Here is a 19,970-nt window from a genome sequence, read left to right as displayed (position 1 = left end):
TCCCTCACGCGCCGCCTCCACGGTGCCGGCCGTTCGCCGCCGGCGCGGGTAGCAGTCGCCCGAGCCGCAGTGCCAGCGCGAGGTCCCCGTCGACCATGATCTCCCCCCGGTTGATCGCCGCCAGTCCGTTCATCTCTCCTGTCACCAGCGCCTCGGCCGTCTGCTCGGACATTCTGATCACTGCCGAGGCGGGGCCGTCGTCCTCGGTGACCCGCAGCCGCCCGCGGTCGATGTCGAGCCGCCAGTGGCGCAGGCCCCGCTCTCCCCTGATGTCGAACCGCACGCTGCCGCTGACCCGGACGAGACGGTCGTCCGCGCCGTCGCGGCGCAGACGGTCGAAGAAGGCGTCGATCGACGTCACCCGTGCCTCCTCGCTACCACTCTGCGGGGTCGTCGCCTACCCGTCTGGTGGCGGCGCTAACGCCGGCCTGCTGCTCCGGGAAGCTCGCCGCGCGGCGGAAGTCGGACGCGGGTGGATTGCGGTGCAACAAACCTGCACATCTCAACTGTTGCCTTAGCGGTAAGCGCTTTCTTAGCCTGTGTTTCATCGATGTTTCGGTTCTTGACCAGGGCCGAGGGTGCGCGCGCGAAGCCATGCGCGGCGCCGGACCGTGCGCAGGTCCGGGCCGTGTCGAATCCCGAGGAGACGTAGTGAGAAGCGTAGTGCGACACAGATTTCTTGCCGGCTTCACCGCCGCCGCGGCCACCGCCGCGGTCGCCGCGGTGCTGCCGATGACGTACGCGTCGGGCGCGCTCGACGCAGCGAATTCAACATCGATCACCGCCAATGCCACGAATCTCAGTATCGGAGCCGGCGCCGACGGCTCCAGCAAGGCTGCCGGCACCAGTTACGGCAATGTGGTGGACGGCGACCTCGGCACCTACTGGTCGCCGGTCGGCACGACCGGGCGCATCTCGGTCAAGTGGGGCTCCGCCACCACGGTGGCCTCGGTCGCCGTCCGGGAGGCGGCCGGCGCGGTCGGGGTGATCGGCTCCTGGCGGGTCGTCAACAACGACACCGGGGCCGTCCTGGCCAGTGGCGCCGGCGCCGGGGCCGTCACGTTCGCCGCCACCTCCCTCCGAAAGATCAATTTCGAGATCACCAGCGCGACCGGGACGCCGAGGGTCGCCGAGTTCGAGACGTACGCCCCCGGGGCGACCACCCCGCCGCCGAGCACCCCGCCGCCCACCGGTGGGCCGACCACACCGCCGCCGAGCACGCCGCCACCGTCGAGCGGCGCGCTGTACGTGGCGCCGACCGGCACCGACGGCGCGGCCGGCACGCAGGCGAACCCGACGACGCTCACCTCCGCGATCGGCCGGATCGCCGCCGGCGGCACGATCTGGCTGCGCGGCGGCACCTACCGCTACGCGCAGACCGTCACCATCGGCCAGGGCAACAACGGCACGTCGAGCGCGCGCAAGAACATCTTCGCCTACCCGGGTGAGACCCCGGTCCTGAACTTCTCGGCCCAGAGCGAGGCCCCGGCGAACCGTGGCCTGCAGATCGGCGGGTCGTACTGGCACATCCGCGGCCTCGTCGTCGAACGGGCCGGGGACAACGGCATCCTGCTCGCCGGCAACAACAACATCATCGAGCGGGTGGTGACCCGCCACAACCGGGACTCGGGGCTGCAGCTGTCCCGACTGGTGGCCGACGCCCCCCGCGACCAGTGGCCCTCGAACAACCTCGTCGTCAGCACCGAGTCGCACGACAACGTCGACTCCGACGGTGAGGACGCCGACGGGTTCGCCCCGAAGCTCACCGTCGGCCCGGGCAACGTCTTCCGCTACACCGTGTCCCACCACAACATCGACGACGGCTACGACCTCTACACCAAGAGCGACACCGGGGCGATCGGCCCGGTGACCATCGAGTCCTCCCTCGCCTACGACAACGGCACCCTGAGCAACGGCGGCCAGGCCGGCAACGGTGACCGCAACGGCTTCAAGCTCGGCGGCGAGGACATCGGGGTGAACCACACCGTCCGGGGCAACATCGCCTACCGCAACGGCCAGCACGGGTTCACCTACAACCGCAACCTCGGCGCGATGACGGTGTCGAACAACGCCAGCATCGACAACACCGAGCGCAACTTCACCTTCGACGGCGGCTCCTCGGTGTTCCGGAACAACACCTCCTGCGACGGCGGCTCGAACGACCGGATCGTCGGCAACTCCGACAGCTCGAACCAGTTCTGGTCCGGCACCAACGGATCCCGGTGCTCCTCGTACACCGGAGCCCTGGGCTGGTCCTTCGCGGCCGACGGCCGCCTGGTCGTGACGTTCGGCGGCCGGGTGGTCACCCCCTGACCGGGCCGACGACGCCGGCGTCACCGCCGCGGTGACGCCGGCGTCGGACGGCGGTCCGGCCCGAGACCGGTCGGCCGGCCGCAACGGCGGGTGGGGGAGCGGCGACGACCGTGCTCGCGCGTGACATGCTCGCCGTGATGACCGCCGAGCGACCGTACGACTCCCGGCCGCGCCGCCGCGCGGTCCGCGTCGCGTCGGTCGTCGGCGTGCTCACGGCGCTGGTCGCCGCCGCGGTGGTCGTGGTGCCACTGCTGCGGCCGGGTCCCCGGCCGGCCTTCCACCTGCCGGTGGCCTGCGGCGAGACGTGGCGGTTGTCCACCTATCCCGGGCACGACGACTACGACGTCGACCTGTTCCCGACCACGGGTGAGGCGTGGGGCCGCCCGGTGCTGGCGTCCGCCGCCGGCACGGTCACCGTGGCGGGGATCAACGGCTCCCTGGGCGGTCGTACCCCGCAGGACCCGGACGGGCCGAGGGGGCGGGGCGGCGGTTACTGGGTCAAGATCGATCATGGCGGACGGTGGGAGACGCAGTATCTGCACCTGCTCGAACCGCCGTCGGTGCGGGCCGGCCAGCGGGTGGCCCGGGGCGACCAGCTCGGCCGGGTCGGCAGCACCGGGAACTCCGGCGCGCCGCACCTGCACTACGAGCAGCGTCGGGGCTGGGAGAAGGTGGAGACCCACTTCGACGGCGTGCCGTCCGGCATCACCTCCGACGACCGCGCGTACACGGTCCGGCTCACCAGCGCGAACTGCCCCCCGACCCGGCGCTGATCCGACCGGATCGGCGCGTATGCGGGCTCACCGCGGGTGGTCGCTGCGGGACCTCCCGATCGGGCCGAGGTGTGTGCGCCCGAATCCTTCGGCCGTCTTCAGGCCGTAGCCGAGGGCGGGCTCCGCACTGGCATCCACATCTCGATGGGTCGTTCCGCCGTCGGACAGTCGCGACAGCGGTCCGGCCGAACGTCCGGGGACGGATCGGAGGTTCGGTTCGATCCGGTTCCCGGCCCGATCGGTGTACCCGGCGGTAGGCCGTCTGCTCCTATGCTCTCCGGCGTGCGTCTCCCCAAGATCCCTTCACTGCTCGGGGTGCCGAGCTACGACCTCGTCGACCACTACGCCGATCTGGCGCCGCTGCGGCGGGCGCTGCGCGCCAGGGACTGGCCGGCCGTCGTCGCCTTCTTCGACCGCTTGCCGGAGCACGACGACCCGACGGTCGCCACCGCGATGGTCGCCGAGACGAGGGGCGTGGAGACGTTCCTGCGCGTGGCGGGAGGCGGACCGGCCGAGTCCACCCTGGCCGGAACGCTGCTCGGCGCCCGGCTGGTGTGGATGGCGTGGCAGGCCCGGGGGTCGGCGCGCGCCCGCTACACCAGCCGCGGCCAGTTCGCGTCCTTCCACCAGATCCTGCACGAGGCCGAGCGGGTGCTCGGCGAGGTGACCGCGGAGGAGCCGGGCAACATCGCCGCGTGGACGGCGCGGCTGCGCACCGCCCGGGGTCTCGAGATGGGGCAGGCGGAGGCGAACCGTCGGTACGAGCGCGCCGCGAAGGCCCGGCCGGATCCGTTCTTCGCCCAGCTCACCCACGTCCAGCAGCTGTGTCCGAAGTGGGGCGGCTCGCTGGACCGGTTGCTCGGCTTCGCCCGGCACTGCGCCGAGACAGCGCCGCCCGGATCGCTCAACGCGGCGGCCGTCGCCGACGCCCACCTGGAGTTCGCGTACGAGTCGGGCATCGCGCACCTGCGGTCGCCGGCCGTGCTCCACGAGATCCGCGGCGCCGTGGCCCGTTCGGTCGGGCACCCGGACCACCGGCCGGTGCACGGTTGGGTCCAGGCGGAGTGCAGCTTCTCGTACGTCCTGCGGCTCGCCGGTGACCTGCCCGGCGCCGCCGCCCGACTGGCCGCGCTCGGCAACCGCGTCACCATCTACCCCTGGCCCAGCGCCGGTGAGCTCAGGACGGCGCGGCGCACGCTCCGGGTGGCCGCCGCGCGATGACCCGGGGACCGATTCCGGTGGCGGCGGCGGGCCGGTCGTGCCAACCTGGAGACTGCTCGCCGCCGTACCGGGCGGGCCGCGAGTTCGGCCACGACGACCACGACGAGGAGTGACAGTGCGAGCAGCTTCCACGCTCCGGACCCCTGACCGTCTGACCGTGGAGTCCTGCCTTGGCCCTGGTGAACCTCGGAATCGTCGCCCATGTTGACGCCGGCAAGACCAGCCTGACCGAACGCCTGCTCTACGAGGCCGGCGCCGTGTCCCGGCCGGGCAGCGTCGACGCCGGCACGACGCGGACCGACTCGATGGAGTTGGAGCGCCGGCGCGGCATCACCATCCGGGCGGCCGTCACGTCCATCACGATCGGTGATCTGCGCATCAACCTGCTGGACACCCCCGGCCACCCCGACTTCATCGCGGAGGTCGAGCGCTCGCTGGCCGTGCTCGACGCCGCCGTGCTCGTGGTGTCGAGTGTGGAGGGTGTCCAGCCGCAGACCGTCGCCATCTGGCGGGCGCTGCGCCGCATCGGTGTGCCGACGGTGGTGTTCCTCAACAAGGTGGACCGCCGCGGCGCCGACGTCGACCGGGTGCTGGCCCAGGTGCGCCAGCGGCTCGGGGCACGTCCGGTCCTGCTCACCACGGTCACCGGGCAGGGTGGTGCCGAGGCCCGGGTGCGGGCCGTGGGCCTCGACGCCGAGCCGGTGATCGAGGCGGTGGCGGAGGTCGACGACCCGGTGGCAGCGCGGTGGCTGACGAACGAGCCGGTGCGCGTCCGCGACGTCCGGCGGGCGATCCGGAGCGCGGTACGCCGCGCCGAGCTCACCCCGGTGGCGTGCGGCTCGGCGATCACCGGAGCCGGCGTACGGCAGCTGTGTAACCTCCTCGCCGACCTGCTGCCGCGCGGTGCCGAGCGGGACGGCCCGCTGGCGGGCACGGTCTTCGCCGTGGATCGGGACGGGCACGGCCGGCGGGCCTGGCTGCGGTTGTGGTCCGGGCGGCTGCAGGTGCGGGATCGGGTGCAGCTGGCCGGAAGCCGCCCGCAGACGGTGACCCAGATCGCCGTCATCGAGCCCGCCGGCGTCCTGGTGCGTCCCTCGGTCTCCGCCGGACAGATCGCCGCGGTGCGCGGCGTGTCGGCCCGGATCGGCCAGCACATCGGGGACCCGCCGCGGCGACACGTCTACCGGTTCCCACCCCCGACCAGACAGGCCGTCGTCGAGCCGGTCGAACCGGAGCAGCGCCTGGCGATGTTCGCCGGGCTGGCCGAGCTGGCCGACGAGGACCCGCTGGTCGACCTGCGTCTGGACGAGCGGGAGGCGGAGGCGGTGATCCGCCTGCACGGCGAGGTGCAGAAGGAGGTGCTGGCCGCCCTCATGGCGGACCGCTACGGCGTCCGGGTGCGGTTCTCCGGCACGTCGACGGCCTGCATCGAACGGGTCGCCGGCACCGGAACCGCCGAGGAACGGGCGAACGAGCGCGGCAATCCCTACCTGGCCGGGTTGGGTCTGCGGATCGAGGCGGCCCCGGTCGGGCACGGCATCGAGTTCCGGCCGGGGGTCGAGCCCGGCCGACTGCCGCCGGCGTTCGTCGCCGCCACCGAGGAGGGCGTGCGGGCCGCCCTCCGGCAGGGCCGGTACGGCTGGCCGGTCACCGACTGCACGGTCACCATGACCGCCTCCCGGTACTGGCCGCGACAGAGCAGTTCGCACCAGAAGTTCGCCAAGTCCATGTCGAGCGTGGCGGCGGACTTCCGCAACCTCGCCCCGGTCGTGGTCGCCGCGGCGTTGCGGCGGGCGGGCACCCGGGTGTGCCAGCCGGTCGAGCGGTTCGACGTCAACCTTCCGCAGCGCGCCGTGGAGACGGTGATGGCGTTGCTGGGCCGGTTGGGCGCGGTCGTCCACGACACCACACTGGCCGGCGGGTACCTGGAGGTGAGCGGCACCCTGCCGTCCGCGCGGGTGCCACAGGTCGTCGCCGCGCTGCCCGACCTCACCGGTGGCGAGGCCGTCCTGAGCACCACCTTCGACCACTACGCGCCGGTGACGGCCGAGGAGTCACCGACGGCGCCGCGGCGCGGACCCGATCCGGGCGACCGGGAGGCGTGGTTCCGCGCCGTACCGCGGTAGGTCGCCGCGGCGACGGCGGGTGCCCGGACCGGCGTCCGCCGGTCAGGGCGTGGGCCCGCCTCCGGCCGGGACGGTGGTGCGGGCGGGGTCGGTGACGTCGATGTGGAAGGCGGCGTCGACGGCGGCGATGCTGCGGTCGATGTCCCCCGCCGTGGCGGCACGCATGACGACGACGCCGGCGTAGGTGGAGGAGTCGACCGGGCCGCGGACGGTGTCGCCGACGCGGGTGGTGATGCTGGCGTCGACGACGCAGTCGAGGCGGAGGAGCTCGTCGCGGCTGGTGATGGCGGTGACCGTCCCGGCGGGCCGGGGCAGCATGTACTGGATCATGTGATCGTCGCGGGGCGCCCGGGCCACGTCGACACCGATGCCGGTGGCGAGGTCGAGGAAGGTGTCCCACAGGTCGACGCCGTACTGGTGGCGGATCTGGTCGGTGATGCCGCCGCCGCCGGGACGGCAGGCGATCTCGCCGATGAGGTAGCCGCTCGGGCTCTTGAGGACCTCGAGGTGGGTGACGCCGTCGTGCAGCCCGAGGGCGTCGACGACCTGGGTGTGCAGGTCGGCGATGAGGCGTGCCTCGGGGTCGTGGTCGGGCAGCGTGTACGAGCCGATGACGCCGCCGACGCTGTCGAGGACGGGGGCGAAGTAGCGGGACACCGCCGCGAACCTGACCTGTCCGTCGACGACGACACCGTCGCAGTGGTATTCGGCTTCGATGTCGACCAGGCGCTCGGCCATGAGCGGGAACGGCGCGGTGCGCATGGCGGCGCGGCTGTCCTCGGCGAAGACCTCCCGCAGGTGGTCGGCGTCGCGGACGACGACGACGTAGCCGGCGCCGCCGCCGCACACGCGTTTGACGACGACGGGCCAGCCGAGGTGGCGGGCGGCCTCGACCGTGTCGCCGAGGGCCTCGAGGCGCCGGAAGGCGGTGACGGGCAGGCCGGCCGCAGCCAGTTTCTGCTTCATCACGAACTTGTTCGAGAACGCGTTGGCGACTTCGTATCCGGGGCCGGGCAGGCCCAGGTACGAGCGGAGGTAGCCGCCGGCCTGGACGCTCCACTCGGAGGGCGCGACGACCCAGTCGAAGGGGTGCCGCTCGCGGATCCGCAGCGCGGCGAGCCGCACCCCGGTGAGGTCGGCGACCGAGTCGACGAGTTCGACGTCGGTGCCGGGGTCGTAGAAGTGCCGGTACTTCTCGATGGTGATGACGGAGAGCCGGACGTCGGGGCGGTCCTGCAGGAGCCGGGCCCCGGTGCGGCAGTTGGAGTTGACGAGCAGCACGCCGGCCATGGTCACCGCGCCGCTTCCTGCGGCACGGCGTGAGCCATGGCCGGGGTCTCGGTGGGGACGGGCCCGGGTGTGGGCGCCGGATCCGGCGCGCTGCTGGCGCGGGTGGGCGACGTGGTCCAGATGACGACGGCGAGCACGGCGGTGACGGCGGCGGGGAGGAAGACGAGGAAGGAGCCGGTGAAGCCGACGGTGAGGCCGAGCAGGAGCGACGACAGCGGCACGGTCCCGGTGATGAACGTGCGGATGACGGCGTTGACCCGGCCGGAGAGTTCGGCGGGGATCTCGGCCTGACGGTAGGCCATGGTCGTCGCGTTGACGCCGCCCTCACCGAAGCAGAGCAGGCAGAACGCGATGATGACGAGGATGGGCGCGACGAACAGCAGGCCGAGTGAGCCGAGGGCCGCGACGCCGAGCCACACGCCCACGCGCAGGTGGCGGCGGTGCGGGCCGTGGGGCGCGAGGGGACTGACCCAGGAGCCGACGGCGGCGGCGACGGCGCCGAAGGAGACGGCGATGCCGAGGGCGCCGGGGGACCACTTCCAGTGGTCGGTGCCGATGGTGAGGATGGTGGGCTCGACGGCGCCGGCGCCGAGGTTGTAGAGCGCCACCGCGGCGGTGAGCCGGCGTAGGTCGGGGCGGGCCCGGAAGTAGGCGATCCCGGCGCGGATCTGTTCGCGCATGGTGGGGCCGTGCTGTTCGATGGCGGTGCGCACCCTGGGCAGGAACAGGGCCGCGACGGCGGTGACGAGGAAGCTGCCGGCGTCGATGAGCAGGGCCCAGGTGACACCGGCGGCGGCGATCGTCAGGCCGGCCAGTGCCGGGCCGGCGAACCGGGCGACGAGCTGCGCGGAGTTGAACCAGCTGGCGGCCTGGTCGAGCCGCTCGCGAGGAACGAGGGCGGGGATCAGGCCGTAGTCGCCGGCGACGTCCGAGACGACCTTGGCCAGGCCCATGACGGCGAGCATGACGAAGACCAGGGCGACCTGGTGGAGCATGAGCAGCAGCGGGATCATCGCGACGGCGGCGCACTGGACGATCTCGCCGGCGATGAACAGGGTGCGCCGGTCGTGCCGGTCGATGAACGCGCCGAGGAGCGGGGCGAGCAGGAAGGGTGCGGTCTGAGCGGCCATGCTCGTGACCGCGAGCAGGCCGGATCCGGTGTGTTCGAGCAGTGCCCACGGCACGGCCAGGTACAGGAACGTGTTTCCGGCCATGGAGATGGCCGTCGCTCCGGTGTACAACCAGAATTTTCTCATGATCTTCCCATCGCCGTCGCGGCCGGGGTGCGGCTCTCGCTGTGTCGGGCAGGGCCGGGTCGGGGGTGACGAGCTTCGTCGGTTCGGGGCGGCGCGCTGTCCGATCGCTGCCATGTTGCCACGCCTTGCCAAATCTTGGCAATGAGGTCACGATGATGGCGCGATGGAATGTTCCCCGCGCTGCCGGATCTGGCAACGTCGGCGCGTCGGGAGGTCGTCCACGCGCACGATCATCCGAGAGAGAGGCAGTACCGTGGCGCAGACCCTCGTGGCCCCACCGGCCGTCACCGTCACCCGGCTCGCGGGCAACATCGGCGCCGAGATCGGTGGCGTCGACACCAGCGGACCGCTCAGCGACGACGCCGTCGCCGCGGTCCGCGCCGCCCTGCTCGCGCACAAGGTGGTCTTCCTGCGGGACCAGAAGCTCGACTACGACACCCAGCGGGCGTTCGCCGAGCGGCTCGGTGAGCTGACCCTGAGCCACCCCATCTACGCGGCGCCGGAGCGGCGTCCCGCGCTGCGGGAGATGGACTCGGCCCACGGGACCAAGGCCAACCACTGGCACACCGACCTGACGTTCATCGAGCGGCCGCCCGCCTTCTGCCTCCTGCACGCCAAGATCATTCCGCCGGTGGGTGGGGACACGATGTGGGCGAACTGCGTCACCGCGTACCAGTCCCTGCCGGAGCCGCTGCGCGTCCTCGCCGACCAGCTGCGCGTCGTGCACAGCAACGACTCCGACTTCACCGACGACACCGTCGACCACCGGGACGACTACGTGGCCACCCCCTACGTAGCGGAGCACCCGGCCGTGCGGGTGCACCCGGAGACCGGTGAGCGCGCGCTGCTGCTCGGCGGCTTCGCCCGCAGCGTCGTGGGGATGGCCCCGGCCGCCGGCCGCGACCTGATCCGGGTGCTGCAGGAGTACGTGACCCGGCCCGAGCAGACCGTCCGCTGGCAGTGGCGCGTCGGTGACCTGGTGATCTGGGACAACCAGGCGACCATGCACTACGCGATCTACGACTACGGCCGGGAGCGCCGACGCGGTGAGCGACTGACGACCATCGGCCGGACGCCGGTCGGGGTCGACGGGCGGCCCAGCGTCACCCTCGCCGGCGACACCTCCGCGTACAGCGCCGGACTGCGCTGACGCCGGGGCCCACGTCCGCTGCGAAGGAAGAGGCTGCGACATGAAGAACGTGCTACTGATCAACTCGGGTCGCAAAGCCGTCGCCCGCGCCCTGCAGGAGCGGGACGACATCCGGCTGTCGGTCATCTCCATGCCCGGCTACCTCGACTGGTACGACGCGGGCACCGACCTGGAGGTCGTCGACACCATCGAGAACCTGAACCTGGTCCGTCAGGCCGCCCTGCGGATCCGGGAGCGCAACCCCTTCGACCACGTGGTCGCCCCGTCCGAGTGGAGCGTCCCGGCCGGCGGGTTCGTCCGCTCCTACTTCGGCATTCCCGGGCCGAGCTTCGACGTGGCGAACGCGTTCTCCAACAAGTTCGTGATGAAGCAGAAGGTCGCCGCGGCCGGGCTGCCGGTGGCGACGTTCCGCCGGGTGAACGCGGTCGGCCAGCTCGTCGCCGTCGGTGACGAGCTGGGCTGGCCGTACGTGCTCAAGTCCGCCTTCGGCGGCGGCTCGGAGAACGTGTTCGTGGTCCGGGACGCCGCGCACGCCCGGTCGATCATGGACGGCGAGGTCCTGGCCCGGCTCGGCGACCTGGACAGCCCGATGCTGGCCGAGGAGTTCGTCGACATCGAGACCGAGTTCCACTGCGACGGGGTCGTGGTCGACGGGACGGCCGTGTTCGCCGCGGCCTCCCGGTACTTCGCCCCGGTCCTCGACAGCCTCGGCGGCGTGATCGGCTCGTACACCCTGCCGGACGACGACCCCGAGGGCCGCCTCATCCGCGACCTGCACGACCGGGTGGTCGCCGCGCTGGGGCTGCCCGACGGCGTCACCCATCTGGAGATCCTCAAGTCGGCGCGGGGCTACCTGGTCGGCGAGGTCGCCTGCCGGACCGCCGGCGGCGGGATCCCCCTGCAACTGGAGCACCAGTACGGCGTGGACACCACCGACGCCCTCATCGCCACGTCCATCGGCGACCCGGTCGACCTGGACGTGCCGGCCCGGTCCGACCACATGATCCAGTACATGCTGCCCCGGCCGGTCGGCACCGTCACCGCGATCAGCACCGCCGCCGAGCTGCGGGCCGCGCCCGGGGTGGAGTACGCGGAGATCACCACGAAGGTCGGCGACCACCTGGCCGGCCCGTTGGACTCCTCGATCTACGCCGGGATCGTGCTGATCCGGGCCGCGACCGAGGCGCAGGTGTCCGAGCGGTGCGCCGAGGTGGCGCGCCGGTACCGCATCGAGGTGGCCGCCACGTCGGCCGGGGAGGCCGACCTGGCCGTCCCGGCCGAGGCGAGGGGGTGAGACCGTGCGCATCAGTGACCACCACGGGCTGGCCGTCGCCGAGATGGAGCCGGACGAGCTGGCGCTGCGGCCGTGGCGCGGCGACGACCGGCACATCGACGTGGTGCGCCTGCCGGACCCGCCCGCCGACCTCCTGCCCGAACTCACCGGGCTCGGCTTCGTCCACAAACCGGAGCTGCTGTCGTGGCGCGCCGAGCTCGGCCCGGGCGAGGAGGAGTTCCTGGCCGGGCTGGCCACCAAACCGCGTCAGGACATCCGTCGCGCCCGGCACCGGGCCGAGGCGGCGCTCACCCTGACCGTCCACGACACGTTGCCGGCGTCGCTGCTCGACCGGTTCCTGGACCTCTACCGCTCCCGGGTGGAGCAGATGACGTACGGGATCACCATCGCGTGCCGGTACCGGGACGCGATGCTGCACGGCCCGGACAAGTACTACGGCGTGTTCGCGATGGACGGCGAGGAGATCGCCGGCGGATGCCTGGTCCGTGAGTGCCCGGACGAGGACATGGCCCGTATCCGTTTCTCCGCCGTGACCGAGGAGTGGCGCCGGGCCAGCCTGGCCCGCACCCTCTACTTCGCGGCCATGCGGGTCGCCCGCGACAAGGGGTTCAAGTGGGTGACGTTGGGCGACGAGCCCAACCTGTACGGCCACCTGACCAAGGCGGGCCTGTTCCCGTTCAAGGTCGCGATGGGCTTCCACCCGGTGCCGTCGCAGGACAATCACGACCCGGAGGGCCGGGACCTCGCCGACCTGATCCTGACCGGCGCGCACCTGAGCGGGCCCGGGCTGATGCTCGGGTACGCCCCCGGCCGGCAGCACGAGCGGCAGCTGACCGGATACGTGATCAGCGCCGAGCCGGTGGACGTGAAGCCGATGGCGGCGCCGTTCCTGGACGGGGTGACGGTGGTGCCGCCCGGTGAGCGGGTCGCCTCGGTCCCGCCGGCCTGAGCGGCACCGCACCCGCACGGCCTCGGCCCCACCCCACGACGCGACGGCTCCCGGTTTCTGCCGGGAGCCGTCGCCGTTGTGCGCCGACCATCCATCGTGGCCGCCCCGTCGCGGGCGCGCGGCGCGACCGGGGCGCAACGCGCGCGTTCCCCGGTCGCGCACCGGTGGACCGGTGTGCGACCGGGGAACGGGATCGCTCGCGCCGACGAGGGCTACATGCCCGTGCCCGCCACGAACTCGGAGGTGTTGCCCTGCAGGGTGACGGCGGGAGCCCCGTCGACACCCACCGTGGTGGGGCCGGCGACGGTGACCCGCTCACCGCGGCGGTGCTCGGTGTAGTCCCTGATCGCGTAGTGCAGGGTGGCCTGGTTGTCCCAGATCACCAGGTCGCCCTTCTGCCACTTCCACCGCACCGTGTACTCGGGCTTGGTGGCGTACTCGGTGAGGATCCGGAGCAGGTCGCGACCGGCCTGCGGGGTGTAGCCGTTGACCGCCCGGGCGAACCCGCCCAGCAGCAGGCAGCGCTCGCCGGTCTCCGGGTGCACCCGGACGGCCGGGTGCTCGGCCGCGAACCGGTTCTTGAGGTACTTGGTCCGTACGTCGCCGTCGTAGGTGGCGTCGGTGAAGTCCGAGTCGTTGGAGTGGATGACCCGCAGCCCGTCGGCCAGCGTGCGCAGTCCCTCCGGCAGGTCCCGGTACGCCGCCCCGGTGTTGGCCCAGATCGTGTCGCCGCCCACCTCGGGGCAGACCACGTTGTGCAGGAAGGCGAAGGCCGGCGGGTTGTCCATGTAGGTGAAGTCGGCGTGCCAGTAGTTCGCGCGGGTGCCCTCGCCGCGGGAGTCCATCTCCCGCAGCAGCGGCTTGCCCTCGGGGCCCCCGTAGATCGGGTGGCCCAGGGTGAGGGTGCCGAACCGCTTGCCGAACGCCACCAGCTGGTCGTAGCCCAGGTCCTGCCCGCGAAGGAAGATGACCTTGTGGGTCAGGAGGGCCTGCCGCAGCTCGCCGATCACCTCGTCGCTGAGCTGCGCCCCGGCGTCGACCCCGAGGATCTCGGCGCCGATGTTGCCCGCCACCTGCCGGATCCGGACCCGGGTCGCGGTGGGGTTCTCGATGGTCTGAGTCACTGTTCCTGCCCTTCCTCGTCGGGGCCGGCGCCTGCCCGTGCGGGGCTGGGGACGGTGCGTGGCGCGCCGCGGGTGGGGAGACGCACGCCCGATGCCGCCGGCCGTGGGACCCATATTGCCAACTATTGCCATCGCTGGCAATGCCGGAATCCGCAGCAGGCGCACGATGTGTCGGGCCGGCGTATCCCGAGCCGGCCACGGTGTTGGCGAGCACTTGCCACATCTGGCAAGCTCTGGCAAAGGCAAACCGTGTCGTGGGAGGGCTGGAGATGATCGATACCGAGGCCGTGGCGGCGATCCGGCAGGAGCCGATCACCTGGAGATACAAGGGGCTGCCGGTGGCGCTGGACGGGTGCACGGTCGCGCAGGCGGCGGAGCGCGGGCTCAACCTGTTCGAGGACGGATTCCTCGGGCCGGTGCTGGTGCTCGACGAGGCCGCCCTGAGTCACAACCTGACCACGATGGCGAAGTGGTGCGCCGACCGGGGCGTACAGCTGGCCCCGCACGCCAAGACGACGATGGCGCCGCAGCTCTGGGCGCGCCAGATCGAGGCGGGCGCCTACGGCCTGACCGCGGCCAACACGGCCCAGCTGCGGGTGTACCGCGCGTTCGGGGTGTCCCGGGTCATCTTCGCCAACGAGTTGGTGGACCCGGCCGGGCTGCGCTGGGTCGACGAGGAACGGTCCGCCGACCCCGGGTTCGAGTTCACCTGCTTCGTCGACTCCGTCGAGGGGGTGGCCCGGATGGAGGACTCGCTGCGGCAGGTGGGCGCCGCGCCTGTGGACGTCGTGGTGGAGGTCGGCCGCACGGCGGGCCGAGCCGGGGCGCGCTCGACGGCCGAGGCGACGGCGGTGGCACGCGCGGCGGCGGCCAGCCCGCTGCTCCGCCTGGTCGGGGTGGGCGGCTACGAGGGCGTGCTGGTCAACGATCCCTCCCCGCACAGCGTCTCGGTCGTCGACGAGTTCCTGCGCCGCATGCGGGAGCTGACCGTCGCGCTGCACCGGGAGGGGCTGTTCGAGACCGACGAGATCCTGCTCACGGCCGGGGGGAGCTGCTTCTTCGACCAGGTCGCCGACGTGTTCGCCGGCCCGTGGCCGGGCATGTCCGTGACCACCGTCCTGCGCAGCGGGTGCTACGTCACGCACGACGACGGCTTCTACCGGTGGATGTCCCCGTTCTCCCGGGGAGAGGCCGGCAACGGTTCGCTGCGACCCGCCCTGAAGCTGTGGGCGCGGGTGACCTCGCTGCCGGAGCCCGGGCTGGCGCTGCTGACCGCCGGCAAGCGGGACCTGTCGTTCGACGCCTGGCCGCCGGAGCCGCAGCTGGTCCGCGGCGCCGACGGCGAGATCCGGGAGCTGACCGACTGCACCGTCAGCGCGGTCAACGACCAGCACGCCTTCATCACGTTGGCCGCCGGGCACGGGCTCGCGGTGGGGGACTGGGTCCGGCTCGGTCTGTCCTACCCGTGCACGGCCTTCGACAAGTGGCAGCTGATCCCGGTGGTACGGGGGGAGACCGTGGTCGACTTCGTCCGGACCTACTTCTGACCACCCGGCCGGTGCGGGGCGGTGTCGACGCGTCGCCGCCCCGCCGGGCCTCCTACAGGAAGTGGCCGCTGGCCAGGTACGGCGCGGGCTCCGGCAGGCCGCGCAGCGCCAGGTAGCCCTCCTGCCCGAGGTCGAGCCGGGCGGCGAGCCCGACGTCGACCGCCCAGTGGTTGGCGGTCGTGATGCAGTTGACGAGCGTGGGCCCGCGCGACGCGGCCAGCGCCTCCCACAGCAGCGCGGACGCCGTCCGCGGGTCCTGCGCCGCCAGCAGCTTCGGCTGCCCGGTCTCCTCGTCGAGGTAGACGTACCCGAGGCGGCCCGGCCGCCGCGACACCACCAGCCGCAACCGTCGGAGCATGTACTCGTGGTCGGGGCCGTGCCCGGCGCCGCGGCGGCTCTCGTCGAGCCGATCCATCCATCCGATGTCGATGCCGTCCCCCTCGCTCAGTCCGGGGACCGCCGGGAGTGTGGACCGGTCCACCGTGCCCACCATCCGCATCTGCGGATACAGCAGGAAGCCCGCCAACCGGTAGCGACGGGTGGCCCCGGGGTGCACGGTGGAGGAGAACAGGCCCGGCCGGCCGTCGGCGTGGGCGAGGACGGCGTCCATCAGCCGCCGGCCCAGCCCGTGTCCCTGGTGTCCGGGCAGCACGCCGTAGGTGGCCAGGTACCAGACCCGTCCCCGGTTCTGGGAGATCGCGAAGCCGACGAGGTCCTCGCCGTCCACGGCCACCCAACAGCCACCCGGATCGGTTTCCACCAGATACGACATCCGGTCGATCCACTGCTTGCCCACCGCGGCGGACCGGGGCCGGACCTCCGGTTCGCTCACCCGGCGGCTGAGCCGGTCGCCCTCCAGGAAGGTCACCGCCGAGGCGCGCTCGGCGGCCGGCACGTCCTCGACCCGCATCGGCCTGACCCACGGCTGCGCCACGTTCCGTCCCTCCTAGCCGGCGCTCGCCGGCGGTCGCGTCGTCATCTCCCGCAGCCGGGCCGGAGCGGACAGCGTCTCGGCCAGGCTGCGCCAGGTCTCCGCGGCCAGCTCCAGGTTGTGCGCGGCGGTCGCGCTCTGCGCCAGCCGTTGCAGGTGCTCGATGCCGGCCTCGGTGTCGCCCTCGACGATCCTCAGGCGGCCGCGCAGCACCTCGATCCGCAACTGGTCCCGGAAGGACAGGCGCCCGCCCGAGTCGTCGATCCGGCCGGCCAGTTCCCGGGCCTCGGCGAAGCGCCCCTCCTCGAACGCCAGGTGGGCCCGCAGGGAGAGCAGCTCCTGGTGGTGCAGCTCGGACCCGATCATCTCCACCACGGGGGCGACCTCGTCCAGGCGCGCCCGCGCCGCGGCGGCCTGGGCCGGCGTGCTCTGCAGGTAGAGGGAGGCGGCGGCGAACCGCAGGCGCATCCAGAGCTTGAGATCCTCGTGGCTGTCCAGCAGCCGCAACGCCCGTTCCAGCACCTCCTGCGAGGCGCGGTGGTCACCCTGGCGCATGCTGACCGTCGCCGACGCCCACAACGCCTCAACGTACGCCGTCCCCGGCGTGCCCTCGGTGAGGGCGCACAGCAGGTCGGCGTGCCGGCGTGCCTCGCCCAGTCGGCCCGCCTCGGCCTCGGTGGAGATCAGCACGTGCAGCGCGGCCGTCCGGTCCGGCAGCGCGAGCTCGGTGGAGAGCGTGACGGCCCGCTGGGCGTACTCGTGGGCCTGCACGTTGTCGCCCAGCACGCGCAGGCAGCGCGACATCCGGGTGCACGTGCGCACCAGCAGCTCGGGCACGTCCAGTTCCTCGGCGAGCGCGAGCAGTTCGGTGAGCAGCGCGTACGCCGTCTCGTGCGCGCCCTCGTCGCTGCGCAGCCCGGCCAGCAGCCACAGGGCCTGCCAGCGCAGCTCCGGCGCGCGTCCGTCGTCGAGCCGGAGCGCCTCGGCCACCCGGTCGGCGCTGTCGCGCGGGGTGCCCGAGGTGACCGAGGCGAGCACGATCGCCAGGGACGTGGGCCGCGCCTGGGCGAGGAACGCCGACTCCTCGACGCCGAGCCGCTCCGCCAGGTATGCCACCACGCGTGGTGTGGGTTGCCGGGCGCCCGACTCCAGCCGGGACAGGTAGCCGGTGGAGATGTAGTTCCCGGCGAGCGCAGCCTGCGACAGCCCACGCCCCAGTCGGAGGGCCCTCAAGCGTTGACCGAACTGCGGCTGTTCCAATGTCTCATCCCTGAGGTGTGGGAGACGGTGCCCTCGGCATCGTCTCCCCTCTGCCGAGACGCGGAATCACGGCAGAATGCGGACGGGTTGCGGCGTTGACAAATGCGCCCCCCGCGCCTCTTGGCTGCTTGATCGTAGTAATGGCACAGCCGCGTTGTCAATGTCAGGCAACAGCATTGTCAAAGACGTTGCCATCCTCTACCGTCGTCGCTGGGCACCATCCCGCCCCCCAGTTCGCCACCCCTTTCCGCCCGCCGACTGCGGGTCCCTCGGCCAAGCCGCCGGCGCGAGCTGGGTTGACCACCGCTGGCGGCTTTTTGCCACGTGCGCACTCGGCGCGTGCCCTCTGCGAGGAGTCTCGAATGGCCTCGGCGAACCACCTCAGCCCGCCCACCGACCTCGACTTCAGCAAGTTGTCCCCGGAGATCCGACGCGAACTGCGCCGGCTGTGCCGGTTGGACAACCACCACGGGATACTCGGCGTCCTCTTCGACTACGCGGTCATCGCGTTCGCCGTCTACCTGAGCCTGGGCGTGTCGTACTGGTTCTACCCGGTCTCCCTGGTGCTCATCGGCTCCACCCAACGCGCTCTGGTCAACCTGCTGCACGAGGCGTCGCACAAGGTGCTGGCGCGCAACCCGACCCTCAACCTCGTGCTCAGCACCGTCTTCACCGGGCACCTGGTGTTCCACATGCACAACCCCTACCGCAGCTCGCACATCGGGCTGCACCACCGCTACCTCGGGGACCGGGAGAAGGACCCGGACTACAGCTTCCACGTGGAGTGCGGCATCTACGATCCGCGCGGTTCCAACCGGGCCTTCTTCCTGCGCAACATCCTGTTCGCGGTGCTCGGCCTGCGCACGCTCGAGTACGTCCGGTACGTGGTGGAGGACCGGCTGCTGTTCCGCGAGGACCAGGTGGCCGTCTCGATGCCGATGAGCCTACGGGCCGAACGCTGGCTGCTGCTCGGCGTCTGGACGGCGCTGCTCACCCCGATCGTGTCCGGCGGCTATCTGCTCGAGTTCCTCCTGTTCTGGATCGTGCCGCTGTTCACGACCGCGGTCGCCATCGGCTGGCTGTCCGAACTGGCCGAGCACTTCCCGTTGCCGGAGAGCGAGAGCCGGCAGATCCTGATGACCCGCAACCGGCACGGCTGGGCCGTCGAACGGTTCCTGCTGGGGCGGCACAACGACAACTACCACCTGGTCCACCACCTCAACACCGGGGTGCCCTTCTGGAACATGAAGAAGGCGCACCGCATCCTGCTCGGCGACCCGGCCTACGCCCAGTGGGACGGGCTGTGGGCCGGCATCCTGACCCGCCCGCCCGGCCGCCGGGACAAGGAGACCCTGATCAGTTACGCGGCCAAGTACCGGCAGTGGCGTCGGGACGGCGGCGTGCCCGGCGATCCGGGGCAGCGCAGCTTCGCCGAGATCGTCGCCCTCGGCCGGACGGCGCCGGAGACGCGGACCGCGCCGTACCGGGCCGACCCGCCGCAGGCGGAGCTGGCCTCCGTCCTGGCGTCGTCCACCGCGACGCGCCCCACCCCACCGCGACAGCCGGCGGACACGCCGACGCCGGCCCGGGCACGGCGATGACGGCGGGCGCGATCCACCTCAACACCGCCGGAGCGGGCCTGCCGGCCCCCGGCGTCACCGCCGCGATGACCGGCTACCTCGAGGCGGAGGCCGCGGTCGGGCCGTACGAGGCCGAACAGGCACGTGCCGCCGACCTCACCGACCGGGTGTACGCCGCGCTCGCCGCGCTCGTCGGCGCCCGCCCGGAGCACATCGCCCTGTTCGCCAGCGCCACCGACGCCTGGTGCCGGATCGCGTGCCATCTCGACGTCGCCGAGGGCAGCCGGATCTGGACCACCCCGTACGAGTACGCGGGCAACCTCATCGCCCTGCAGCGGCTCGCCGCCCGACGCGGCTGCACGCTGGAGGTGATCCCGGTGGGCGACGCCGGGGACGTCGACCTGGAGTGGATGCGCGCGCGTCTCGACGACCGGGTGGCGCTGGTCTCGGTGGTCCACATGCCGTCGGCGGTCGGCCTGATCCAACCGGTGGAGCGGATCGGCGCGCTGCTCGCCGGCTCGTCGGCGGTGTACCTGGTGGACGCGTGCCAGACGATCGGTCAGATCCCCGTCGACGTCGGTACGATCGGCTGCCACGCCCTGACGGCGGCCGGACGCAAGTTCCTCCGCGGCCCGCGCGGCACCGGGTTCGCCTACCTGCGCCCGGACCTGTGGGACCGGATCGATCCGGTCTTCTACGACCTGCACGTCGCGCAGGCGGTCTCGCTGCACGAGCATCGGCTGGACGTGGACACGGCGGCCCGGTTCGAGACCGCAGAGCGTGGCAACGCCGCGGTGCTCGGTCTGCTCGCCGCCGCCGAGTACGCCCGCACCGCACCGGCGCCGGCGGCCGAGGTCTACCCGGCGCTCACCGCCACGATCGGACAGACGCCGGGAACGCGGCTGCTGATGCCGGGCAGCCGGCACGGCGGCATCGCGTCGTTCACCCACGACCGGCTGCCGCCGGAGCGGATCCGTGACGCCCTGGCCGAGGACGGGCTCAACGCGTGGGTCGGCGTCGGCGCGCACACCCCGCTCTACCTGGCCGCGGCCGGGATCGAGCGGTTCGTGCGCACGTCGGTGCACCACTACAACGGCGTCGCCGACATCGAGGCGCTCGGTCGCTCGCTCCGGCGTGCCTGCGCCGCCTGACGCGT

16 protein-coding genes are annotated in these 19,970 nt (G+C 72.4%); 10 read left to right on the top strand and 6 right to left on the bottom strand.

The window, feature by feature from the left end; translation table 11 throughout:
• Nucleotides 1–4: 4 nt before the first annotated feature.
• Nucleotides 5–361 carry an SCP2 sterol-binding domain-containing protein gene (locus CO540_RS07125; RefSeq protein ID WP_099161422.1) on the bottom strand — a complete coding sequence of 119 codons (357 nt, stop codon included), beginning with the start codon at nt 359–361 and terminating at the stop codon, nt 5–7.
• Nucleotides 362–651: 290 nt separating this feature from the next.
• Here CO540_RS07125 and CO540_RS07120 point away from each other — a divergent pair, with 290 nt between their 5' ends.
• From CO540_RS07120 to CO540_RS07105, 4 genes are all read left to right on the top strand, one after another.
• Nucleotides 652–2,313, top strand: coding sequence for a right-handed parallel beta-helix repeat-containing protein (locus tag CO540_RS07120; protein WP_253866525.1), 1,662 nt, complete (start codon nt 652–654; stop codon nt 2,311–2,313).
• A 137-nt stretch (nt 2,314–2,450) separates the two neighbouring features.
• Nucleotides 2,451–3,086, top strand: coding sequence for a M23 family metallopeptidase (locus CO540_RS07115; protein ID WP_099164637.1), 636 nt, complete (start codon nt 2,451–2,453; stop codon nt 3,084–3,086).
• A gap of 282 nt (nt 3,087–3,368) precedes the next feature.
• Complete coding sequence (locus CO540_RS07110) at nt 3,369–4,307, top strand: hypothetical protein (protein ID WP_157779072.1); 939 nt, start codon at nt 3,369–3,371, stop codon at nt 4,305–4,307.
• A gap of 179 nt (nt 4,308–4,486) precedes the next feature.
• Complete coding sequence (locus tag CO540_RS07105; RefSeq protein ID WP_253866523.1) at nt 4,487–6,433, top strand: translation factor GTPase family protein; 1,947 nt, start codon at nt 4,487–4,489, stop codon at nt 6,431–6,433.
• 42 nt (nt 6,434–6,475) lie between these two features.
• Here CO540_RS07105 and CO540_RS07100 read toward each other — a convergent pair whose 3' ends face one another.
• Together CO540_RS07100 and CO540_RS07095 are read right to left on the bottom strand one after the other, a co-directional pair.
• Nucleotides 6,476–7,723, bottom strand: coding sequence for an ATP-grasp domain-containing protein (locus CO540_RS07100; RefSeq protein WP_099161419.1), 1,248 nt, complete (start codon nt 7,721–7,723; stop codon nt 6,476–6,478).
• Nucleotides 7,724–7,725: 2 nt separating this feature from the next.
• The gene (locus CO540_RS07095) at nt 7,726–8,979 is read right to left on the bottom strand and encodes an MFS transporter (RefSeq protein ID WP_157779070.1); all 1,254 of its coding nucleotides are present in this window, start codon (nt 8,977–8,979) and stop codon (nt 7,726–7,728) included.
• 253 nt (nt 8,980–9,232) lie between these two features.
• Here CO540_RS07095 and CO540_RS07090 point away from each other — a divergent pair, with 253 nt between their 5' ends.
• The 3 genes from CO540_RS07090 to CO540_RS07080 are packed head-to-tail and all read left to right on the top strand — an operon-like array spanning nt 9,233 to nt 12,372.
• Nucleotides 9,233–10,129 (top strand): TauD/TfdA family dioxygenase, encoded by an 897-nt coding sequence (locus CO540_RS07090; RefSeq protein WP_216642349.1) that lies wholly within the window; start codon nt 9,233–9,235, stop codon nt 10,127–10,129.
• Between the two features lie 40 nt (nt 10,130–10,169).
• Entirely contained in the window at nt 10,170–11,423 is a 1,254-nt protein-coding gene (locus CO540_RS07085; protein WP_099161416.1) for an ATP-grasp domain-containing protein, read from the top strand.
• 4 nt (nt 11,424–11,427) lie between these two features.
• Nucleotides 11,428–12,372 carry a GNAT family N-acetyltransferase gene (locus CO540_RS07080; RefSeq protein WP_099161415.1) on the top strand — a complete coding sequence of 315 codons (945 nt, stop codon included), beginning with the start codon at nt 11,428–11,430 and terminating at the stop codon, nt 12,370–12,372.
• A gap of 212 nt (nt 12,373–12,584) precedes the next feature.
• Here the strand turns inward: CO540_RS07080 and CO540_RS07075 are convergent, their stop codons facing one another.
• Nucleotides 12,585–13,496, bottom strand: coding sequence for a TauD/TfdA family dioxygenase (locus CO540_RS07075; protein WP_099161414.1), 912 nt, complete (start codon nt 13,494–13,496; stop codon nt 12,585–12,587).
• Between the two features lie 269 nt (nt 13,497–13,765).
• Between CO540_RS07075 and CO540_RS07070 the strand changes: the two genes are divergently transcribed.
• Complete coding sequence (locus CO540_RS07070) at nt 13,766–15,043, top strand: amino acid deaminase (protein WP_091576575.1); 1,278 nt, start codon at nt 13,766–13,768, stop codon at nt 15,041–15,043.
• Between the two features lie 52 nt (nt 15,044–15,095).
• Here CO540_RS07070 and CO540_RS07065 read toward each other — a convergent pair whose 3' ends face one another.
• Complete coding sequence (locus CO540_RS07065; RefSeq protein ID WP_216642348.1) at nt 15,096–15,977, bottom strand: GNAT family N-acetyltransferase; 882 nt, start codon at nt 15,975–15,977, stop codon at nt 15,096–15,098.
• A gap of 12 nt (nt 15,978–15,989) precedes the next feature.
• Complete coding sequence (locus tag CO540_RS07060; protein ID WP_099161412.1) at nt 15,990–17,234, bottom strand: helix-turn-helix domain-containing protein; 1,245 nt, start codon at nt 17,232–17,234, stop codon at nt 15,990–15,992.
• Nucleotides 17,235–17,596: 362 nt separating this feature from the next.
• Here CO540_RS07060 and CO540_RS07055 point away from each other — a divergent pair, with 362 nt between their 5' ends.
• Both CO540_RS07055 and CO540_RS07050 read left to right on the top strand, forming a co-directional pair.
• Complete coding sequence (locus CO540_RS07055) at nt 17,597–18,835, top strand: fatty acid desaturase family protein (RefSeq protein ID WP_099161411.1); 1,239 nt, start codon at nt 17,597–17,599, stop codon at nt 18,833–18,835.
• Nucleotides 18,832–19,965 carry an aminotransferase class V-fold PLP-dependent enzyme gene (locus tag CO540_RS07050; RefSeq protein ID WP_099161410.1) on the top strand — a complete coding sequence of 378 codons (1,134 nt, stop codon included), beginning with the start codon at nt 18,832–18,834 and terminating at the stop codon, nt 19,963–19,965. The genes CO540_RS07055 and CO540_RS07050 overlap by 4 nt, the downstream gene beginning before the upstream one ends.
• Nucleotides 19,966–19,970: the final 5 nt, after the last annotated feature.

The sequence above is a fragment of the Micromonospora sp. WMMA2032 genome, assembly GCF_002688545.1.
Taxonomy (GTDB): Bacteria; Actinomycetota; Actinomycetes; order Mycobacteriales; family Micromonosporaceae; genus Micromonospora; species Micromonospora sediminicola.
Note: the sequence above shows the minus strand (reverse complement) of the source record. Positions and strands in the feature narration are given on the sequence as shown.

Coding starts and splice junctions, on each gene's coding strand:
- CO540_RS07115 (WP_099164637.1), top strand. CDS start 2,451: ATGACCGCCGAGCGACCGTACGACTCCCGGCCGCGCCGCCGCGCGGTC.
- CO540_RS07100 (WP_099161419.1), bottom strand. CDS start 7,723: ATGGCCGGCGTGCTGCTCGTCAACTCCAACTGCCGCACCGGGGCCCGG.
- CO540_RS07095 (WP_157779070.1), bottom strand. CDS start 8,979: ATGAGAAAATTCTGGTTGTACACCGGAGCGACGGCCATCTCCATGGCC.
- CO540_RS07085 (WP_099161416.1), top strand. CDS start 10,170: ATGAAGAACGTGCTACTGATCAACTCGGGTCGCAAAGCCGTCGCCCGC.
- CO540_RS07070 (WP_091576575.1), top strand. CDS start 13,766: ATGATCGATACCGAGGCCGTGGCGGCGATCCGGCAGGAGCCGATCACC.
- CO540_RS07055 (WP_099161411.1), top strand. CDS start 17,597: ATGGCCTCGGCGAACCACCTCAGCCCGCCCACCGACCTCGACTTCAGC.
- CO540_RS07050 (WP_099161410.1), top strand. CDS start 18,832: ATGACGGCGGGCGCGATCCACCTCAACACCGCCGGAGCGGGCCTGCCG.